The following is a 16787-nucleotide window of genomic DNA, read 5'->3' on the forward strand; positions in this document are numbered from 1 at the left end:
AAATTGGAATTTGCAGAGGTAAGAAACCATATGAATAAAGAAAATGTAAATCAATCAACTGTAGATATCTTTTGCGAAAAAAAAGAATTAGAAAAATCTTGCTTGGTTAATGCAATTAGTAAAGTGCCATGGTTACAAAAATTTAAACTAGTAGGAGATGAAACACAAGAAAGTCCAGATTTTGTATTAGAAAGAAATAATAAATATATAGGTATAGAACATTTTCATATTGATATGTTATATGTAGATAAAAAGAAACATACTGGTTTAGCTCGATATACTTATAATGATTTGAAAGCTTTATATAAAAAATATCATGGAAAAGCAGAAAAAAATACCTTTGAGTCACAAGATGCAAAAGATGCTAGCCTTGAATTAGAAAAAATTTTAAACGAACTTATAGATATTCAGAATATGTTTGACTATACATTCTTTATAAAGGAGTGGGATAGAATTTTTACTAAGCATTACAATAAAAGATATGAATACAAAAAAGATAAAAACTTAGAAAAGCTTGGTTTTTTAATTGAAATAAGAAGGTATTTTAAGTTCCCTTATATGTGTATTAGTAATAATAATAATACCAGATTAGATTCTAAAAATATACCTATAACTAAAGATATTGCCGAATATCTGAATAAATTCGGAGAGGGAGTAGATTTCTTTATAGTAGTTGTAAAAGGATTATTGGATGATTCTGTAAGCGTAGAATTTTATGATAAAGATAAACCTCCAATAGCAAAATTTGATAATTTTGAATTTGAAAAAATACCTGGAAAATTTCAAATTAATGTTGAACAATAATGGAGAGCTGATGATGAACCAAAAAGATGAAATGACAAAAAATCTCTTAGAAGAACTTGATGATTATTTTATGCAGTTAGTAATTTCACATTAATTGTAGAATGTGCATTGTCAGATAGTTATATGCTTGTTCTTATGAAACTATATGATAAATCAGAAAAGGCAAAAACAATTCCGAACTTAATAAAAAAATGCAAAAAAAACATTAACTTGTTTCCTTTCAAAAGTGATACCTTAGCAAAACTTGATGAATATGAAACTAAAATTCTTGAAGATGAATTTATCTCACATGCAATTAAAACGCTCATGAGCAGACGTGATTCTTATTATGCTCATAATGATAAGAAATATTTTGGTAAAAATTTAGTAAATGACACATCGAATTTAAAAATGTATCATATTGAATTTTTGGTGTCTTTTACAGAAGATGTGTTGGATTATCTTTTTTCACAACTGGCTTCTGAAAAAAGGAGAACTACAAAATATAACCAAGATTTAAGTAATTTGTTTAAGCATGATTAAGGTAACCAACTTCCAGTTTAAATATAAGGTACCGGGAGATTAGATATCATAAGTTATCTGGCGTCTTGTGTTTTTATACGCTATATAAATAAGTCGTGTATAGTAACGTAGTTTGTATATAGTCTGGAGCTGGGAACGTGATTTTTGGCTTTTTTTCATATGAGAACATTTGAGACTGATTTGAGACAATATTGCGTCAGGAATATTATTGACACACAATTTCAAAAGAATTATAATGATAAAGTCAGGTTTCATGCATGAGGACATAATGGGAAGCCATAAATCTGAAACAATTAAATCTGAGGGTACAGGCAATCATTTTTCGGAATGGTTGCTTTTTTATTTGCCCGGAAATCAAAATGGAGGTGAAGAATGTTGCATTCTGGAAAAATACAATCATATTTAAGAAATATGAAGGAAAAAGCAGAGGTGGAAGCAACTGGAATGGTTGTGGAGCTGCAGCAGGTCAGAAATAACCGTATGGTTATAATGATTCCGCAGATTGCTTTTTTTGTATTCATGGTCATAACCTGTATGGCCTGTCTGATCATGCCTGTGTCGGCAGATGATATTTTTGATATTGCCAAGAGCGCAATGCAGAATGTTTACAAGGATGTGGCGGGAATTGCCACGGTTGCGGCAGTTGTGTGTTCAGCGGTGTGCCTGTTTTTGATGAATTTCTCCAAATCTGGAAAAACCGTGGATGAATCACGGGCATGGCTGAAAAGAATTGTAGTATGCTGGGCGGTTCTGATGACACTTGGGGCTATTGTAACCTATATGGAGAAGATTATTCCAAAGAGTGAATTTAATGGTTAAGTAAATCCGAAACAAAATTTGCCGGTGCTTCCCCGGCAGAAAGGAGGGGTATTTGAAAGAAAAATCAATAATGAAAATAAGATACCGTAAAATCCTATGGGCTGGCTGATACAAATGCTGATTGATGCAGTCAGAGAGCAGTGTTCGCAGTTTATTGTTGACATGATGGAGATTGTCAATCAGGTTTTTACAGAACTGCTGTCCTGTAATCTGGATCTTTTTGAGGAACTGTTCAGTGTGGTAAAGGATTTGTACAGAGAGGCAATCGTTCCATTGGCGATTGCTATTTTACTGCTCATTTTTATCTGGCAGCTTTTAAAGGGGATGTTTGGTAAGTACCTGAATTCGGAAGATCCAATGGAACTTGTAATCCGGAGCTGTATCTGCCTTTTTATGGTGACCGGCGCTAAAAGTATCGTGAATTATGTTCTGGAAGTTGCGGGAACTCCGTATGACTGGGTTACCGGAACACATATTACGGTTGTTTCATTTGCTGATTTTACTTCCGCAGCCGAAGCAGTCACTGCAGGGCTGGGGATTGATAGTCTAAATATCCAGATTCTGATGGTAATTATTCAGTTTATGGTTGCCTGGAACTACCTGAAATTGCTGTTTATCATGGCGGAACGATATGTGCTTTTAGGGGCGTTTTCCTATACGGCCCCGCTTGCATTTGCGACCGGAGGATCAAAGGCTACGAACAATATACTGGCTTCCTGGTCTAAGATGTTTGGCGGACAGGTGGTTCTTATTATATTGGATGCCTGGTGTCTGAAGGTTTATTTGAGCGGATATGGAAATATGATGGCGAGTTCTTATGGATTTACAAAGTTTTTTGCTGCTACACTTTGTCTGGTAGGATTTGGTAAGATTGCATTTAAACTGGATTCCTATATGGCCTCCCTGGGAGTCAATTTGGGACGGACAAGCCCAGGCATGGGTGGACTTGGTGTAATGATGATGTTAGGGCGCGTATTCTCTCATTTTGGAAGCAATGCAGGAGGTCATGGCTCACCGGCAGGAGGCAAGGGTAGCCCGTCTGCAGGAGCCGGGAAGATGGCTTCCGGCATGGGAAGTCCTATTCCAATGGGGAGTCCGGGAGGCAGCAGCTCCTGGGGGAAAAGTTCCTGGGGAGCGGATCGGTCAGCAATGGCCGGAAATGGTGCAGATATGGGTGTGCCTGCTTCGGGACATCAGGGAGAAAACGTTCAGGAGCCTTTCCGCAATATGCCGAAGGATTCCAACGGATCGGACAATGCCTTTGGTGCAGATGTGAATGTTCCATCCTATCAGGATGATTTAGCAGCTTCAAATGACAATGATTTTATGATGGCAGGAGAAGCTGATGATAATATGGGATTCGGAATACCGCGAGGAGAGGAATACATGGAAGGACCATTTTCAGGAGATATGGAGTATGGCACCATGAATTCAGGTATGGATGAGGAGCAGGGCATGACGCCGAATGCCAGTGGTGAGGGAGCAATCAATCTTTCTGAAAATCCGATAGAGACAGGACCATTTGGAGAGGAAGACGGTATAGCAAAGCTCGGTGACGCTGGATCAATGACAGACTACGGTGGAATTGGCGATAGCGCGATGACAGACGGCATGAGTATGATGGATGCAGGAGCAGCCTTTGACGATGAAAATGCAGCCGTTTCCTTTGATTCTGGTTATCAGGGTGCGGAAGTAAGCGATTTTACAGGCGATTATATCCCAAACAGTTCTTCTGCGGCAGATGGAAGCGGAGATAACGGTATTTTACAGGGTGCTGAGATACAAGGAATATCTGGACAGGAGACAGGCGTAAGTACAGGAATACCTGGACAGGAGGCAAGCGTGAGTGCAGGAATATCCGGACAGGAGGCAGGTGTAAGTGCGGGAATATCCAGTCAGGCTATCGGCGCGGGGGCAGGAATATCCGGTCAGGAAACGGGTATGGATACAGGAATATCTGGAAATACGTCAGTTTCAGGTCAGACAGGTGTGATGGCAGAAGCGGAAAGCAGCATGGCATCTCCAACAGGTGCTGCCGGTTCTGCAGGAGCCGGAAATGTGATGACGGTCATGGAGGGCAGCCAGGAGCCAGGAACAATTTCCAGCCGGGTACCGGAAGCAGCCGGCCGGAATTTTGGTACGCCTGTACCAGACAATCAGAACTATCAGCAGCTTGAGCGGGATGGAATGAAATATGCCAGATTTGCAGCTGATGTTTATGAGAGGCCGGATTCTCCACACCGGGTTGTGGAGGCAGATGGAAGGAAGTTCTATGAAGTAAAGATGGAACCAGTTCAGTCAGGTATCAAGACGACGATGCAGAAGGACGGTAAAGTTCATTATGAAAAGACGTATAAAGAAATTTTGCCTGCGGTACCCAAAAAGAGGCAGAAAGTGCCAGCAAAGAAGGAAAATCCATCGGGAAGCCAGACAGCGAAAGGAAAATCCGGCTCTAAGAAGAATAAGGGGAGGTGATAAATATCGGAGGAGACGGACTGGATTCTGATTTTCCTGATCAGGCGGCAGAAAAGGCAGCTCAGGCGGCTAAAGCGGTCAATCAGGCATACCAGACGGCCCATTCCGTTCAGGCGGCCCGGGCGGCCATTGGCGCAGCCCAAAGCGGCGGCGCTTCTGCAGGAGCGACTGTGGGAGCTGCCGCAGGCGGGCCGCTGGGAGCAGTGATCGCAGCAGTAGTTACCAGTAAGAACTTCTGGAAATTCATCGGGGCCTTGCTTGTTATGGTGTTCCTTTTTATGTATATTGTTGCGAACATGCTGACCCTGGTATTATCCTATATCGGTTTAAGCAGCCCTGATGATTATGTGAGTCAGGCAAGGCAGGCAGAACGGCTGAATCTACAGACACGTATTGAAGCAGTATTGTCGCAGCCAGAGGCAAAGAATGAAATATTGTCTATGATTGAAGAAAAACGGGATGCCATCCTGCTGGAGATAGAGGCGGATTTTGATCGTTCGGGCTGTGATGAATATGAGATTATCAGGGACGAATATGAAACCGTGCTGGTTCCGGAACTGAGCAGATACCTGTCTGTTATTTTTGAGGAAAAGTGGACCGGCGCCCAGATCAGGAGTTTTGGAGGATATGGAGGTTTGGACTCTTTTTCTACGGATTTGACTAGTGAATATGATGAATATTTTGAACTGGGAGCCGCGACCTATGATGTTTCGGTATCCCTTTTAAAGGCCATGGCAAAGGTGGAATCAGGTTTTGATCCGAATGCGGTTTCACCGGCGGGAGCGATTGGAATTATGCAGCTGATGCCGTCTACCGCAAGAGAGCTGGGGGTGACTAATCCTTATGACCCGGAACAGAATATCATGGGAGGGGCAAAATACATAGCTTCCCAAATCAGGGCCTTTGCAGCATATTCAAATGGCCTGGAGCTTGCAATAGCGGCTTATAATGCAGGGGGCAAAGCGGTGCGGGATGCAGGATACCAAATCCCCCAGAATGGGGAAACACCTGCTTATGTGGCCAATGTCATGGCTTTATTAGGAGATGGCGGTGAGATATCGGATGGAGGCATTGTATCGAATCCCTCTGATGCTGTTTCTCTCAACATGATGAAAACAACGATAGCCTCTGAACTGGATACGTTTTTTGGCTGGAACCTGACAAGAATTAGGAAGGTGACCATTTCAGAAGGAGAGGGAGAGGAAAAAACGGAGACTACCATAGAGATTGCGCAGTATTCGATTTTACTGAAGTTGAACCGGGAACTTACGGAGACCAGCACAGGATATGAATACCGGTACATAACGAACCGCTCCCTTTTCAGCCTGGTTGTAAAGCTGTTGCAGGCGATACAGGATGGAACGCGGTCAATGAAGGATATTTTATTTCAAATGTTCAGTTGGAAGGATTTTGTGACAGGTGTCGGCGCTTCCGATGATGGGATTATGGGAGATATTGATACTGCGGGAGATATAATCGCTTATGAGACGGTTGCAGGAGGCGTGAAGGAGGTCGTTTATTACAATCAGGGAGAAGAACCTTGGAAAAGCATGAAGTTCGGCAGCAGTACGATTGGAAGCGCAGGATGTGGACCAACGGCACTGGCAATCGTGGTTTCCACTTTGACGGGGGAGACGGTATCGCCTAAAACTATGGCTGATTATGCGATTGAACATGGGGAATATGTACCTGGACAGGGAACCAGCCATTCTTTTCCCGCAAACGCGGCCCGCCATTGGGGACTGACTGTGGAGCGTGTTGGAAAAGACAAGATGTCGAAGGTGGTTCAGTCATTAAAGCAGGGAAAGCTGGTGGTGGTAATCTGCGCGCCTAATACCATATCGGGAAGCAGCGGTCATTATATTGTGCTTACGGGGGTAGACAAGCAGGGATATATCACAATAGCCGATCCGGGAAGCCGGAGCAGGACCGGGAAAGTATACAGTGTTGATACCATCAAATCATATGGAAGGGATTTGTCTGACGGCGCATTCTGGATTATTGGGAATTAGAGGAGGTTCTGTTTAAATGAAATGCTGGAAAATTAAGATACTCCCTGTCCTGTTGCTGTCGCTCCTATTGTCGGAACCTGCCCATGGAGGACAGAATGAGATAGAAAATCAAGACGTTCCGGTTATTGTAATGTGGCAGGAGGGGCATGGCTTTGGGGAAGATGGCAGAATGATTTACAGCGGCTGGGCATTTGATCCGGAGAGCGGCTGCTATGTGAGATTTGATAATGGAAATGTCCTTGTAAAAGCAGAACGTATCCTGGATACGGATAACTATGATGAATTTTTTACGGATACAGAGCAGGCCACAGGAACACTGGCAATCCGCGGCGAGGTAATCCGGCACTTTACCGGAAATGTCCGTGTGGTGGTAGAAAATGTGGATACTCATGGAGAAAAAATATGCAACCTGAATGTGGAAAACGGATATTGTTATAATCTGCCGGTGCCAGAAGGGCAGTACCAGATGAAAGAGGCTGAGGCTGTCTGGAATAAAAATCATTATAAAGTCAGTTTTAACGGAGAAAGCCAGGAGATAAGTCGGGATAAAACCGGTCTGTTTGAGATTTCCGTTCTGCCGGAAGGAGATGGCGGAGAAAATCAGGCGTCCTGGGAACGGTTAAATCAGGAACTGGCAAAGACTGACCAGGAAGAACCAGCTGTCAGTGCTTCTGATGAAAGAAATGACGGTGAGGAATATGAGGCGCAGCCATCGTACTGGCCGGAGGTATGTCTGGTTGTTGGGATTTTTGTATTAGCCTATGGCATTTACCGTTTTTGGGCTGGCGGCAGATAATGGAGCAGAGGAAAGAGGTGGTTTGGTAAGGTGTCAGAGCAAAAGGAACGAATTGATATGTATTTTATTCCTCCAAATTTTGCGGAGGAAGGTACTGTATTGTCAGGAAGGTTACGGACCAGGAATGCTGTTGAGACGGCAATCCTGGTATTTTTTATGTTAAAACCGCTGACGATGCTGGATACGACGTTAAAGACCAAGATTTATATTGGCGTGGCAGTTATTCTGCCGGTTACGATTATTTCCTTAATGGGGATACAAGGAGAGAGTCTGACTGCGTTTTTAATCAGCTTCCTTCGGTATGTCAGGCAGAGGCGAATACTGAAGCCGCCCGATGCAGGGTACAGGCTGGAGCGGAACAGGAGACTGCAGAAACTCGCCAGGGACAGAGAACGCAGGGAGAGGAGGCAGAAGAAAGGGGATGGCGGAGAGAAGCAGGCTGGAGAAAAACAAGCCAGAGAAGAACCAGGATCAGATGATATGCCAGCTAAGAGAAATAAAAAAAGTATATCGAAGCGAGAGAAGAAAAAGAATACACGGAGGCGGTGAGCGCCGGGAGGAAGAAAAGAGGACTGGGAAAGAAAAACGAAGCAGAAAATCGTTCCGTCCTGAAGGGCCGGTTGATGTCGGGCCGATCCCGAGGACGCTTGCGTCAGGCTGTATTCCGATCACAGGTATCACTGATGGGATTATCCATACAAGTGATGGTAGGCATGTCAAGATTGTGGAAGTGCTGCCTGTCAATTTTCTGCTCAGGAGTCCGGTGGAACAGCGGAATATTATCTATTCCTTTGTGGGTTACTTAAAAATTGCGCCTGTAAAGCTGCAAATCAAGGTGCTGTCAAAAAAGGCGGATATAACAGGTTTTCTTGAGAATATCCGCAGGGACATAGAAAATGAACCGGATGAACGCTGCCGCCTGTTGCAGGAGGATTATGCGTCTCTGATTCGGTCCGTTGGCTCCCGCGAGGCAATATCCCGCCGGTTTTTCCTGATATTTGAATATGAGACTTACAGGAGCACCCGCAATCAGAGTGAAAATGATATTGTTGCGGTATTAAATACTGCGGTACAGACCGCCAAGAAGTATTTATCTCAATGCGGCAACGAAGTCCTGATCCCGGAACATGACACACAGGCATGTGTGGAGGTTCTTTACCACATCCTGAACCGGAGGACCAGTACGTTTAAGACCCTGGGACAGCATATGAATGAGGTTGTCAGCTGGTATATCCGGGAAAATGGGGAGAAGAGTGTGGAACATATACCGATAACGGAATTCATAGCCCCGGAGTCCATTGATTTCAAGCATGGGAATTACGTTGTGATGGATGGTGTTTACCACACCTACCTGTTTATACCTTCCGCAGGATACCGGAGCCGTGTTCCGGCCGGCTGGCTGTCACTTTTGGTCAATGCCGGTGAGGGGATTGATATTGATGTTTTTCTGAATAAACAGGATAAGGCCAAAAGTGTGGAGCGGATTGGGCGCAGAATCCGCCTGAATAGTTCAAAAATCAAGGAGGTATCTGACACCAACAGCGATTACGATGATTTGGCAGAGTCCATCCAGGCGGGGTATTATCTTAAAAATGGGTTGGGCAGCAGTGAGGATCTATACTATATGAGTATCCTGATAACTGTGACGGGTTATAGTGCAGACGAGGTTGAGTGGCGGGCAAAGGAGATGAAAAAGCTCCTGAATTCCCAGGATATTGATACCATGTCATGCCTGTTTAAGGAAGAAAGTGCGTTTCAGTCTGCCCTGCCGTTGCTAAATCTGGATAAAAATCTGTATCAGAGATCGAAGCGGAATCTGCTGACCAGCGGTGTGGCGAGCTGTTATCCATTTACAAGCTATGAAATGTCAGACAGGGACGGAATCCTGATGGGAGTCAACAAAGCAAACAGCTCTCTGGTGATTGTGGACATTTTTAATTCAGAGATATACAAAAATGCCAATATGGCAATCATGGGCACCACCGGCGCGGGAAAAACCTTCACCCTTCAGCTTATGGCATTGCGTATGAGGCGGAAGGGAATACAGGTATTTATTGTCGCACCGGATAAGGGACATGAATTTGCGCGGGCCTGTGAGAATATCGGAGGTTCCTTTATCCAGATTTCACCGGCTTCCTCCAACTGTATCAATGTAATGGAGATTCGGAAAACGGATAAGGCGGCCAGTGATATTTTAGACGGGCCGATGATCCAGCATTCGGAACTTGCCTCCAAAATCCAGGACCTGCATATCTTTTTTTCTTTGCTGATTCCGGATATGAGCCACGAGGAGAAGCAGCTTTTGGATGAGGCTTTGATTATCACCTACAATAGGAAAGGGATTACCCATGAAAACCAGAGCCTGATTGATCCGGAGAAGCCGGGGTGCTATAAAACAATGCCTATTCTTGGGGACGTATACGAGGTACTGATGGAGAAAGCGGAGACAAAGCGGCTGGCCAATATTTTAAACCGTATGGTGCATGGCTCCGCCTCCAGCTTCAATCAGCAGACTAATGTGGATTTATCCAATAAATATGTGGTTCTGGATATCTCCGAGCTTTCCGGAGACCTTCTGACTGTCGGCATGTTCGTGGCCCTTGACTTTGTCTGGTCTAAAGCAAAGGAGGACCGGACGGTTGAGAAGGCCATCTTTATTGATGAGGTATGGAAACTGATTGGGGCGGCGTCCAATGAGATGGCTGCGGAATATGTACTGGAAATTTTCAAGATAATCAGGGGATACGGCGGCTCCGGCGTATGTGCGACTCAGGATTTGACGGATTTCTTTGCGTTGAAAGACGGGAAATATGGCAGGGGCATCATTAATAATGCAAAGACAAAAATTATTTTAAATATGGAAAACAATGAGGCGGAGCAGATTAAAGAGGTTCTGCATCTGTCGGAGGCGGAGATGATGTCTATTGTGCGGTTTGAGCGTGGAAACGGCATGATTTCAACGAATAACAATAACCTGACGGTTGAATTTCGGGCAAGCCAGCTGGAGAAGGATTTAATCACTACGGACCGGAAGGATTTAAAGGAACTGCGTCAGAGGCTGGAACGTTATGGAAAGGGGGCGTTGGGAAAACGGTTTGATTGAGTATAGATGGCGTAAATAATACGCATAAGCATAATAATAATGCTCTGTTTCAGGAGTATTGCGTCATGAAAACGTCATTGTTTTTTGTGCGTCATTATGACGTAATGGACCAGTATATAACAGGAGGGCAGGATGGTGGAAGGTACTTTGCAGGAAAGGGAAGTTTTTGAGTTAATAAAGAAATATAATGTACTTTTTAAATCACAGGTATATGCGTATTTTGGACAGGAGCGTGCGGTGGGAAGGGCGTTTAAACGTTTGGAAAAAGATAACCGCATCGGGAGCAGCCCGGTTACTCAGATGGTATATCTGAATGAAAATTCTTATGCAGCCAGAGACGAGGGAACGCTGCAGGCATTCTGGGTGTTAATCAGCCTGATGAAAAAGAGAACCATTACAGAGCATTTTCTGGCGGACCAGGAGGAATATCCGGTCCGCATTATTTTTATCAGTGAAGATGATTTGTTTGATATTCTGTATGTCGGCTTGAATGATGTAAAGCTGGTGAACCGTGTATTCCAGAGAAAGTGCAGGGGGACGGGCAATCACATTGTTGCAGTTCCGGACCTGGAGGTAATTGAGAAGCTGGATTTACCGGCAATCGGATATTGTTTGGTGAAAGGAGATGGTGAAATCGAATATTACACAAAATCATGAGAAGGGTGACGCCTTCTCCAAAATAGGACAGCAGCTGGATGATGTGCAGAAGACGGCGGGGAAGCTGGATTTATCAGTGGCAGAGGCCAGAACACTTTTGTCGGCCCGCACAAAGCAGTATATTAACAGCCAATATGAGAATTTTAATGATCTGATTTTAGAGGCAGCCAGACAGTCGGAATGGCTGACAGAAAAAATGCGCCGGCTGGTGCTGGAAGTGACTTTTGATACGAGGAAATACGAAGCGTATAAAGAGGATTTAATAGGGATTCACGGAATAGAAGTGGCGTATCAGAAAGGGATTATGACGATTTCGCTTCCGTTTCTGGTGCCTCACAGGAAAAGTGATTATACGGATTATATCTATAAACCGCTGTACACGGCTTTAAAACACTGGTGTATGAAACGGGAGGACAGTGCCAAGGAGGTTCCGCAGTATGAGTGCTGCACGGTCTGTTTTCTGCATGTATATAATGCAGATCTGCCGCTTTCACGGGTACGGGATCATGACAATCTGGAGGAAAAACATATCCTGGATGTGGTGGGAACGTTCTTTTTAAAGACAGATAATGGACTTTATCTGAACAGCTATCATACTACGTCATTAGGGGAGGAGGACCGCACCTATCTGGTCATCATGGAGAATGAAAAATTCCCTGGATGGCTGTGGGAGAATATGCAGGATAAGCCTGTTTGCCCCGGGTGACAGGTATCGAAAATAAAGCAGCATTTTTTGCCGGATTTTCGATAGGGTACGGTTTGGAGAAAATATGCTGGATATCAGGGAACGGGAGGTGAAAATGATATGAAAATCTACCCTGGGATGGAGTCAGCAGGGTATGGTTTTAGTATTATACGGAATAAAAAGGCAGGTAAGTGAGGTGGTGAATATGGAGCAGGAGAGTAAGGCTGTTCGTTTGCTGATGCTGATTGGAGTGAGCGGCGAGCTGCCGGCAGATTGGGCGGCATATGCCGTTGGATCGTGTTCCTATAGTGCCGCTTTGATTACGCGGTTAAAGCAAAACGGTTATATTAGTCTCCGCTGTAAAGACGGGTTAAAAGGGTATGTGCTTAAAGCAAAGGCAAAAAGAAAGCTGCTGGAGCTGTATCCGGATAATTTCACCACTTTCCTCAGTGGTTCTGTAGAGACAAACCATATTAAAAGCGAACCGGATAAACGGCTGAGGCTGCACCGGATGAGCATGGTGTGGGTTTATCTGTCTGTCGCCGGCGTTTCAATTTATCAAAGCGATAAACCGGACTTTTTCTCCCCTGCCTTCCATCTCCCTCCGTCAGAGGACGGACAGGAGACGGTTTGGACCGATATGGGGGGATATTATGGTACTTTGGAGTTTAAGGGCGGCATGGCAAAAGAAATTGGTGGCTCCAGAGCCTGCGGAGTGCTTTTGTCTCCAGGTATGCCGCTGATTGTATACAATACCATGGAGAGCCTGATGAAATGGGCAAAGAAAACAGAGAGAACAATGCGAAGCCGTATGGAGGCAGTTTTCCGGGGAAAAGGATACCGTGGTCCAGCCAGAGCGGTGATGTTTGGGAACCGGATGGATATGCTTGAAAGGCTTTTGGAAAGCGATGGGGGACTTAAGGGGAATCTGTTTATGCTTGACGATATTTATGAGGTGATTTATTTTATTCCGTTTGTGAAAGAGGCAGAGATACAGGTACGGCTATTGATGAATCCGGTGGAGGACAGAAGATTGCGGAAATTTTTGTGCAGCGCGCTGTGCAGAGTAAATGAAGCGGATGGCGCATTGGACAGCGGAGAAGATCGTAATGGGAATCCGGTATATTTTTGCTATGATATGGAATTGTGGAGGTTAAAGAGAATCAGAGGGAAGCTGGATCGGGACGGGCGGGGAACCATATATTGTTTTGATTATCAGGAGGAGGTGATAGGAAGCTATATGGGCAGTGAAGCTGTCATAAAGGGGATTGTGAGAGAAAGGGCTATCCGGTATCTGGAGGGCAGGTAAGCCAGACTATTACAAAGGGTGACACGATGACGATTATCTGGCTGCTGGAATGATAAAATAGAGAGTAACACGAATTGAAAAGCAGAGAAATGGCATATTATGGGTAAAAAATAAAGGGGGTTTGCAAGAAAATAGAAGAAAACGGTGATAAACACGAAAAAATGTTCTGTTGAGTACCCATTAACTTCGTATTATAATAATATTATCAATTAGGAGGTTGAAAAGTATGTTAGCAGAAAAAGATAAATGTGTAATAAAACAATATGTTGATAACCGATATTATGACCAAGAAAAATTAATAAAATATTTAACGATTCATGAGACTGTGGGAAATGAGGTATTTGAATATTGTTTGAAAAAGGAGCAGGTTTCTGAGCGGTGGAATGTAAGAACTTCTCGATGGCTGGAAGATGAACATGGGTATCGGCCACTTTCTGTTCCTCAATTTATAAAACGTGTACCTTTCTACTTTTATGTACCGGATTATGATAATAATAAGATTGGAGACTTGGGATGTATTTTGGCCGGGGGCGTAAAAAATACTAGAATAGAACAAAACCTGGAAGAAATTTATTTGATTCTGGAATATATGTTTTATGAGCGCAAATTGGCACTTGAGGATATTTTTCAATACACAGTTAATCAAACTCGCTTAGTGTCGCAGAATGAATTATTTTTTCAGTGGAATCATTATCTGCATCTTTGTGATGATTTGGGAATTGATGATCCAAAACCAGAACGTTTTATAACAAGCTATAATGAAGTGCTCGAAAAGTGTGCGTTGAAGCCAGTTATCTATGAAATACGTGAAATGTATATGGGAGAGGTATTTTGGCGTAATGGTTCTCAAATAGAATTTGAAGGCGCTTTCCCTTGCGATAAAAATGGGAATCCTATTATGAAATGGATTGGGCTTCAAGTTACAAACAGTGGTGATATTTGTTGTAGCTGTACAAAGTCTGAACCTGGAAAATTGGTTGTTAACCTGGAACCAGATACTATGATTTACGCGTTAAATGTATATAACAAAGAAAATGAGACTGGCGATTATTGGTATCAGATATACGCTGGGCCGCTTAAAATGGAATTTGATTTTGAGGCTATACGTGATGCAAGAAATAGGCTGAAATATACGCAAAAGCAAGTGGCAGATGCAATAGGAGCATCAGTACGAACATATCAGAAGTGGGAGAGTGGGGAGACTACCCCAGATGGTCATTATTTGTTGCGTATACTTAATTGGTTGGATTTACCTAGTGTACAATATGTAACTCGTTATACAGAATAGAAGCAAAGGCGGTTGGCGTATGCCAGCCGTTTTTTCATGCAAAAAAGTGAGGGAGGATATTATGGACAGTGATTTCACAACCGGTAATAAAACCGTGGACCGGATGAGCCGAATCAATATCACAGGTAATATCATACCAGCGGCCTGGTATAAGACCATACGCAAATCAACCGGAAAACCATATTTAAACGCAATCGTAATCCTCTCTGATATTGTGTACTGGTACCGGGCGGCAGAGATTAGGGATGAAGGGAGCGGACAGCTCATAGGCTTTCGGAAACGCTTCCATTCAGATTTATTGCAGAGAAGCTACCAGCAACTGGCGGATCAGTTTGGTATTTCCAAGAGGGATGCCAACAATGCTATTGTGGAACTGGAAAAACTGGGGGTGATTAAGCGGGTATTTCGGACACTGTGTATTAACGGGCAGCAGGTGCCGAATGTCCTGTTCCTCGATTTGGATGTGGACATACTTCTTGCATTGACTTACCCGGCAGAGGAAGCAGCAGGTGAAGAAATGGCAGAGGAAAAGTCCGGGGGATATCCCGCTCAAATAAGTGATACCCCTGGCGTCTGTGCGGTATCTCACCAGAATGAGAGGGGTGTCCCACCGGTATTTGTGGGAGGTGTCACTGAAATAAGTGGGAGGGTACCACCAGAAAGAGGAGGACCTCCAGCTGAAAACAGTGGGACAAATACAGAGATTACTTCAGTAGACTACAACAAAGATTATCCCATCTTATCATATCAGGAGGTTGAAGCGCGGTTTAAGAAGCAGATTGAGTATGAAATATTAAAGCATGATTACCCGGACGATGACCGTCTGGATGAAATGGTGCGGATTGCAGTCGATGTCCTGACAACGGAGGCAGAGACCGTCCGGGTCAACAAGGAGAACCGGAAAGCGGAACAGGTAAAGGCGCAACTTTGTAAACTGAACCTGTTCCACATGCAGTATGTGTTAAGCTCCTTGGGACAGAATGACAAGAAAGCCCATAATATCCGGGCAGTAATCATCACAAGTCTGTATAATGCGGTCAATACCCTGGGCAATTATTATGGGAACCTGGTTCAATATCATGCTGCAAACCGTGAAGGAAAGGGAGGTGAGCAGACAGCCAATGTGGGATAAAATAAAACAGATGGACAGGAAAACAGGGAAGCGGATTCTGTTTGGCCTGTCTTTTTTTGTAATGGCTTTTTATGTGGGAGGCTTGTTCACGCAGATATTCAAAGATGCAGGCTCCCTTCGGTTTCAGCCATTCGTCTGCCTGTATTATGGCATTTTTACCGTGACAGGGCTAAAGAATACGGTTTTTTCCCTGTTTCTCTTCCTGTTGATTGGAGGAGTCATTATCTATCGGGGAAATGCCGCAGAAAATCAGATGGATGAGGAGCGTAATTTTGAATATTCCAGGAAAGGAACGTATGGAACGGCAGGCTATATGACGAAAGCGGAGCGGACAAAGGTGCTGGCCGTTGACAGAGACATAAAGGAGGTGGACGGAATCCTTTTAGGACAGGATATTCATGATGACCAGATTATCAGCCTGCCAAAAGATTCCATGCTCAACCGCAATTTTGCCGTGTGCGGCTCCCAGGGAAGTATGAAGTCCAGGGCAATCTCAAGGAATATGATTTTCCAGTGTGTGAAACGCGGGGAAAGCATGTTCGTGACAGATCCTAAATCCGAGCTCTACGAGGATATGGTCGTTTATCTAAAGGAACATGGCTATATTGTGAAACAATGGAATTTAATTAACCTTGAAAATTCAGACGCATGGGATTGCCTGGCAGAAATTGATGACGGCGGGCTGATTGATATTTTTGTTGATGTGGTAATCAGGAATACAACCGATAAATTTGACCATTTCTATGATAACACAGAGATGGATTTATTGAAAGCGCTCTGTCTGTATGTCTACCGGGAGTACAATGACGGGGACAGAACCTTCCCGGAGGCGTATAAGCTGCTGATAAACCAGAGTCTGGAAGCGCTGGACGCTATTTTTGACGGGCTTTCAGAAACGCATCCGGCCAAGGGACCGTACCGGCTTTTTTCTAAGGCTGAAAAGGTGAAAGGGAATGCTATCCTGGGGTTGGGAACCAGGCTTCAAATCATGCAGAATAAGCTGGTGCAGGAGATTACAAGCCACAAGGATATTGATTTGACACTGCCAGGACAGAAAAAATGTGCTTATTTCTGCATTACATCCGATCAGGACTCCACATACGATGTTCTGGCCACGTTGTTTGTTTCTTTTTTATGTATTAAACTGGTGCGGTTTGCGGACCAGCAGCCAGATCGTAAACTGCC

General features: G+C 44.0%; 14 protein-coding genes. All 14 read left to right on the plus strand.

Going from position 1 to position 16787, the window contains the following annotated elements:
* Window positions 1-30: 30 nt before the first annotated feature.
* Window positions 31-804 (plus strand): hypothetical protein, encoded by a 774-nt coding sequence (locus tag H8S75_RS27505; RefSeq protein WP_187024257.1) that lies wholly within the window; start codon window positions 31-33, stop codon window positions 802-804.
* A gap of 93 nt (window positions 805-897) precedes the next feature.
* The gene (locus tag H8S75_RS27510; RefSeq protein WP_330615975.1) at window positions 898-1326 is read left to right on the plus strand and encodes an AbiU2 domain-containing protein; all 429 of its coding nucleotides are present in this window, start codon (window positions 898-900) and stop codon (window positions 1324-1326) included.
* A 372-nt stretch (window positions 1327-1698) separates the two neighbouring features.
* Window positions 1699-2145 carry a hypothetical protein gene (locus H8S75_RS27515; RefSeq protein WP_243270492.1) on the plus strand — a complete coding sequence of 149 codons (447 nt, stop codon included), beginning with the start codon at window positions 1699-1701 and terminating at the stop codon, window positions 2143-2145.
* A 114-nt stretch (window positions 2146-2259) separates the two neighbouring features.
* A complete protein-coding gene (locus H8S75_RS27520) occupies window positions 2260-4620 on the plus strand; it encodes a hypothetical protein (protein WP_187024259.1) in 2361 nt (786 codons plus the stop codon).
* Window positions 4617-6632 (plus strand): transglycosylase SLT domain-containing protein, encoded by a 2016-nt coding sequence (locus H8S75_RS27525; protein ID WP_330615973.1) that lies wholly within the window; start codon window positions 4617-4619, stop codon window positions 6630-6632. Before H8S75_RS27520 ends, H8S75_RS27525 begins: the two co-directional genes overlap by 4 nt.
* Window positions 6633-6648: 16 nt before the next feature.
* Complete coding sequence (locus H8S75_RS27530) at window positions 6649-7428, plus strand: hypothetical protein (protein ID WP_187024260.1); 780 nt, start codon at window positions 6649-6651, stop codon at window positions 7426-7428.
* Window positions 7429-7527: 99 nt separating this feature from the next.
* A complete protein-coding gene (locus tag H8S75_RS32875) occupies window positions 7528-7977 on the plus strand; it encodes a hypothetical protein (RefSeq protein ID WP_243270493.1) in 450 nt (149 codons plus the stop codon).
* Window positions 7904-10531, plus strand: coding sequence for a VirB4 family type IV secretion system protein (locus tag H8S75_RS27535; protein WP_243270495.1), 2628 nt, complete (start codon window positions 7904-7906; stop codon window positions 10529-10531). Before H8S75_RS32875 ends, H8S75_RS27535 begins: the two co-directional genes overlap by 74 nt.
* A 132-nt stretch (window positions 10532-10663) precedes the next feature.
* Entirely contained in the window at window positions 10664-11188 is a 525-nt protein-coding gene (locus tag H8S75_RS27540; protein WP_187024262.1) for a DUF5697 family protein, read from the plus strand.
* Window positions 11157-11894, plus strand: coding sequence for a DUF6100 family protein (locus H8S75_RS27545; RefSeq protein ID WP_207729235.1), 738 nt, complete (start codon window positions 11157-11159; stop codon window positions 11892-11894). Before H8S75_RS27540 ends, H8S75_RS27545 begins: the two co-directional genes overlap by 32 nt.
* Window positions 11895-12027: 133 nt before the next feature.
* Window positions 12028-13182, plus strand: coding sequence for a hypothetical protein (locus tag H8S75_RS27550; protein ID WP_187024263.1), 1155 nt, complete (start codon window positions 12028-12030; stop codon window positions 13180-13182).
* Window positions 13183-13408: 226 nt separating this feature from the next.
* Window positions 13409-14470, plus strand: coding sequence for a helix-turn-helix domain-containing protein (locus tag H8S75_RS27555; RefSeq protein ID WP_187024264.1), 1062 nt, complete (start codon window positions 13409-13411; stop codon window positions 14468-14470).
* A gap of 61 nt (window positions 14471-14531) precedes the next feature.
* Window positions 14532-15602 (plus strand): DUF6017 domain-containing protein, encoded by a 1071-nt coding sequence (locus tag H8S75_RS27560; protein ID WP_187024265.1) that lies wholly within the window; start codon window positions 14532-14534, stop codon window positions 15600-15602.
* The coding region (locus H8S75_RS27565) for a type IV secretory system conjugative DNA transfer family protein (RefSeq protein WP_349769001.1) at window positions 15577-16787 on the plus strand (1211 nt) is incomplete at its 3' end. The genes H8S75_RS27560 and H8S75_RS27565, both read left to right, overlap by 26 nt.

The organism is Hungatella hominis, from assembly GCF_014288005.1.
In the GTDB taxonomy this organism is placed as follows: Bacteria; Bacillota; Clostridia; order Lachnospirales; family Lachnospiraceae; genus Hungatella; species Hungatella effluvii.

Coding starts and splice junctions, on each gene's coding strand:
- H8S75_RS27515 (WP_243270492.1), top strand. CDS start 1,699: ATGTTGCATTCTGGAAAAATACAATCATATTTAAGAAATATGAAGGAA.
- H8S75_RS27530 (WP_187024260.1), top strand. CDS start 6,649: ATGAAATGCTGGAAAATTAAGATACTCCCTGTCCTGTTGCTGTCGCTC.
- H8S75_RS27540 (WP_187024262.1), top strand. CDS start 10,664: ATGGTGGAAGGTACTTTGCAGGAAAGGGAAGTTTTTGAGTTAATAAAG.
- H8S75_RS27555 (WP_187024264.1), top strand. CDS start 13,409: ATGTTAGCAGAAAAAGATAAATGTGTAATAAAACAATATGTTGATAAC.
- H8S75_RS27520 (WP_187024259.1), top strand. CDS start 2,260: ATGCTGATTGATGCAGTCAGAGAGCAGTGTTCGCAGTTTATTGTTGAC.
- H8S75_RS27505 (WP_187024257.1), top strand. CDS start 31: ATGAATAAAGAAAATGTAAATCAATCAACTGTAGATATCTTTTGCGAA.
- H8S75_RS27545 (WP_207729235.1), top strand. CDS start 11,157: ATGGTGAAATCGAATATTACACAAAATCATGAGAAGGGTGACGCCTTC.
- H8S75_RS27550 (WP_187024263.1), top strand. CDS start 12,028: ATGGTTTTAGTATTATACGGAATAAAAAGGCAGGTAAGTGAGGTGGTG.
- H8S75_RS27560 (WP_187024265.1), top strand. CDS start 14,532: ATGGACAGTGATTTCACAACCGGTAATAAAACCGTGGACCGGATGAGC.
- H8S75_RS27535 (WP_243270495.1), top strand. CDS start 7,904: ATGATATGCCAGCTAAGAGAAATAAAAAAAGTATATCGAAGCGAGAGA.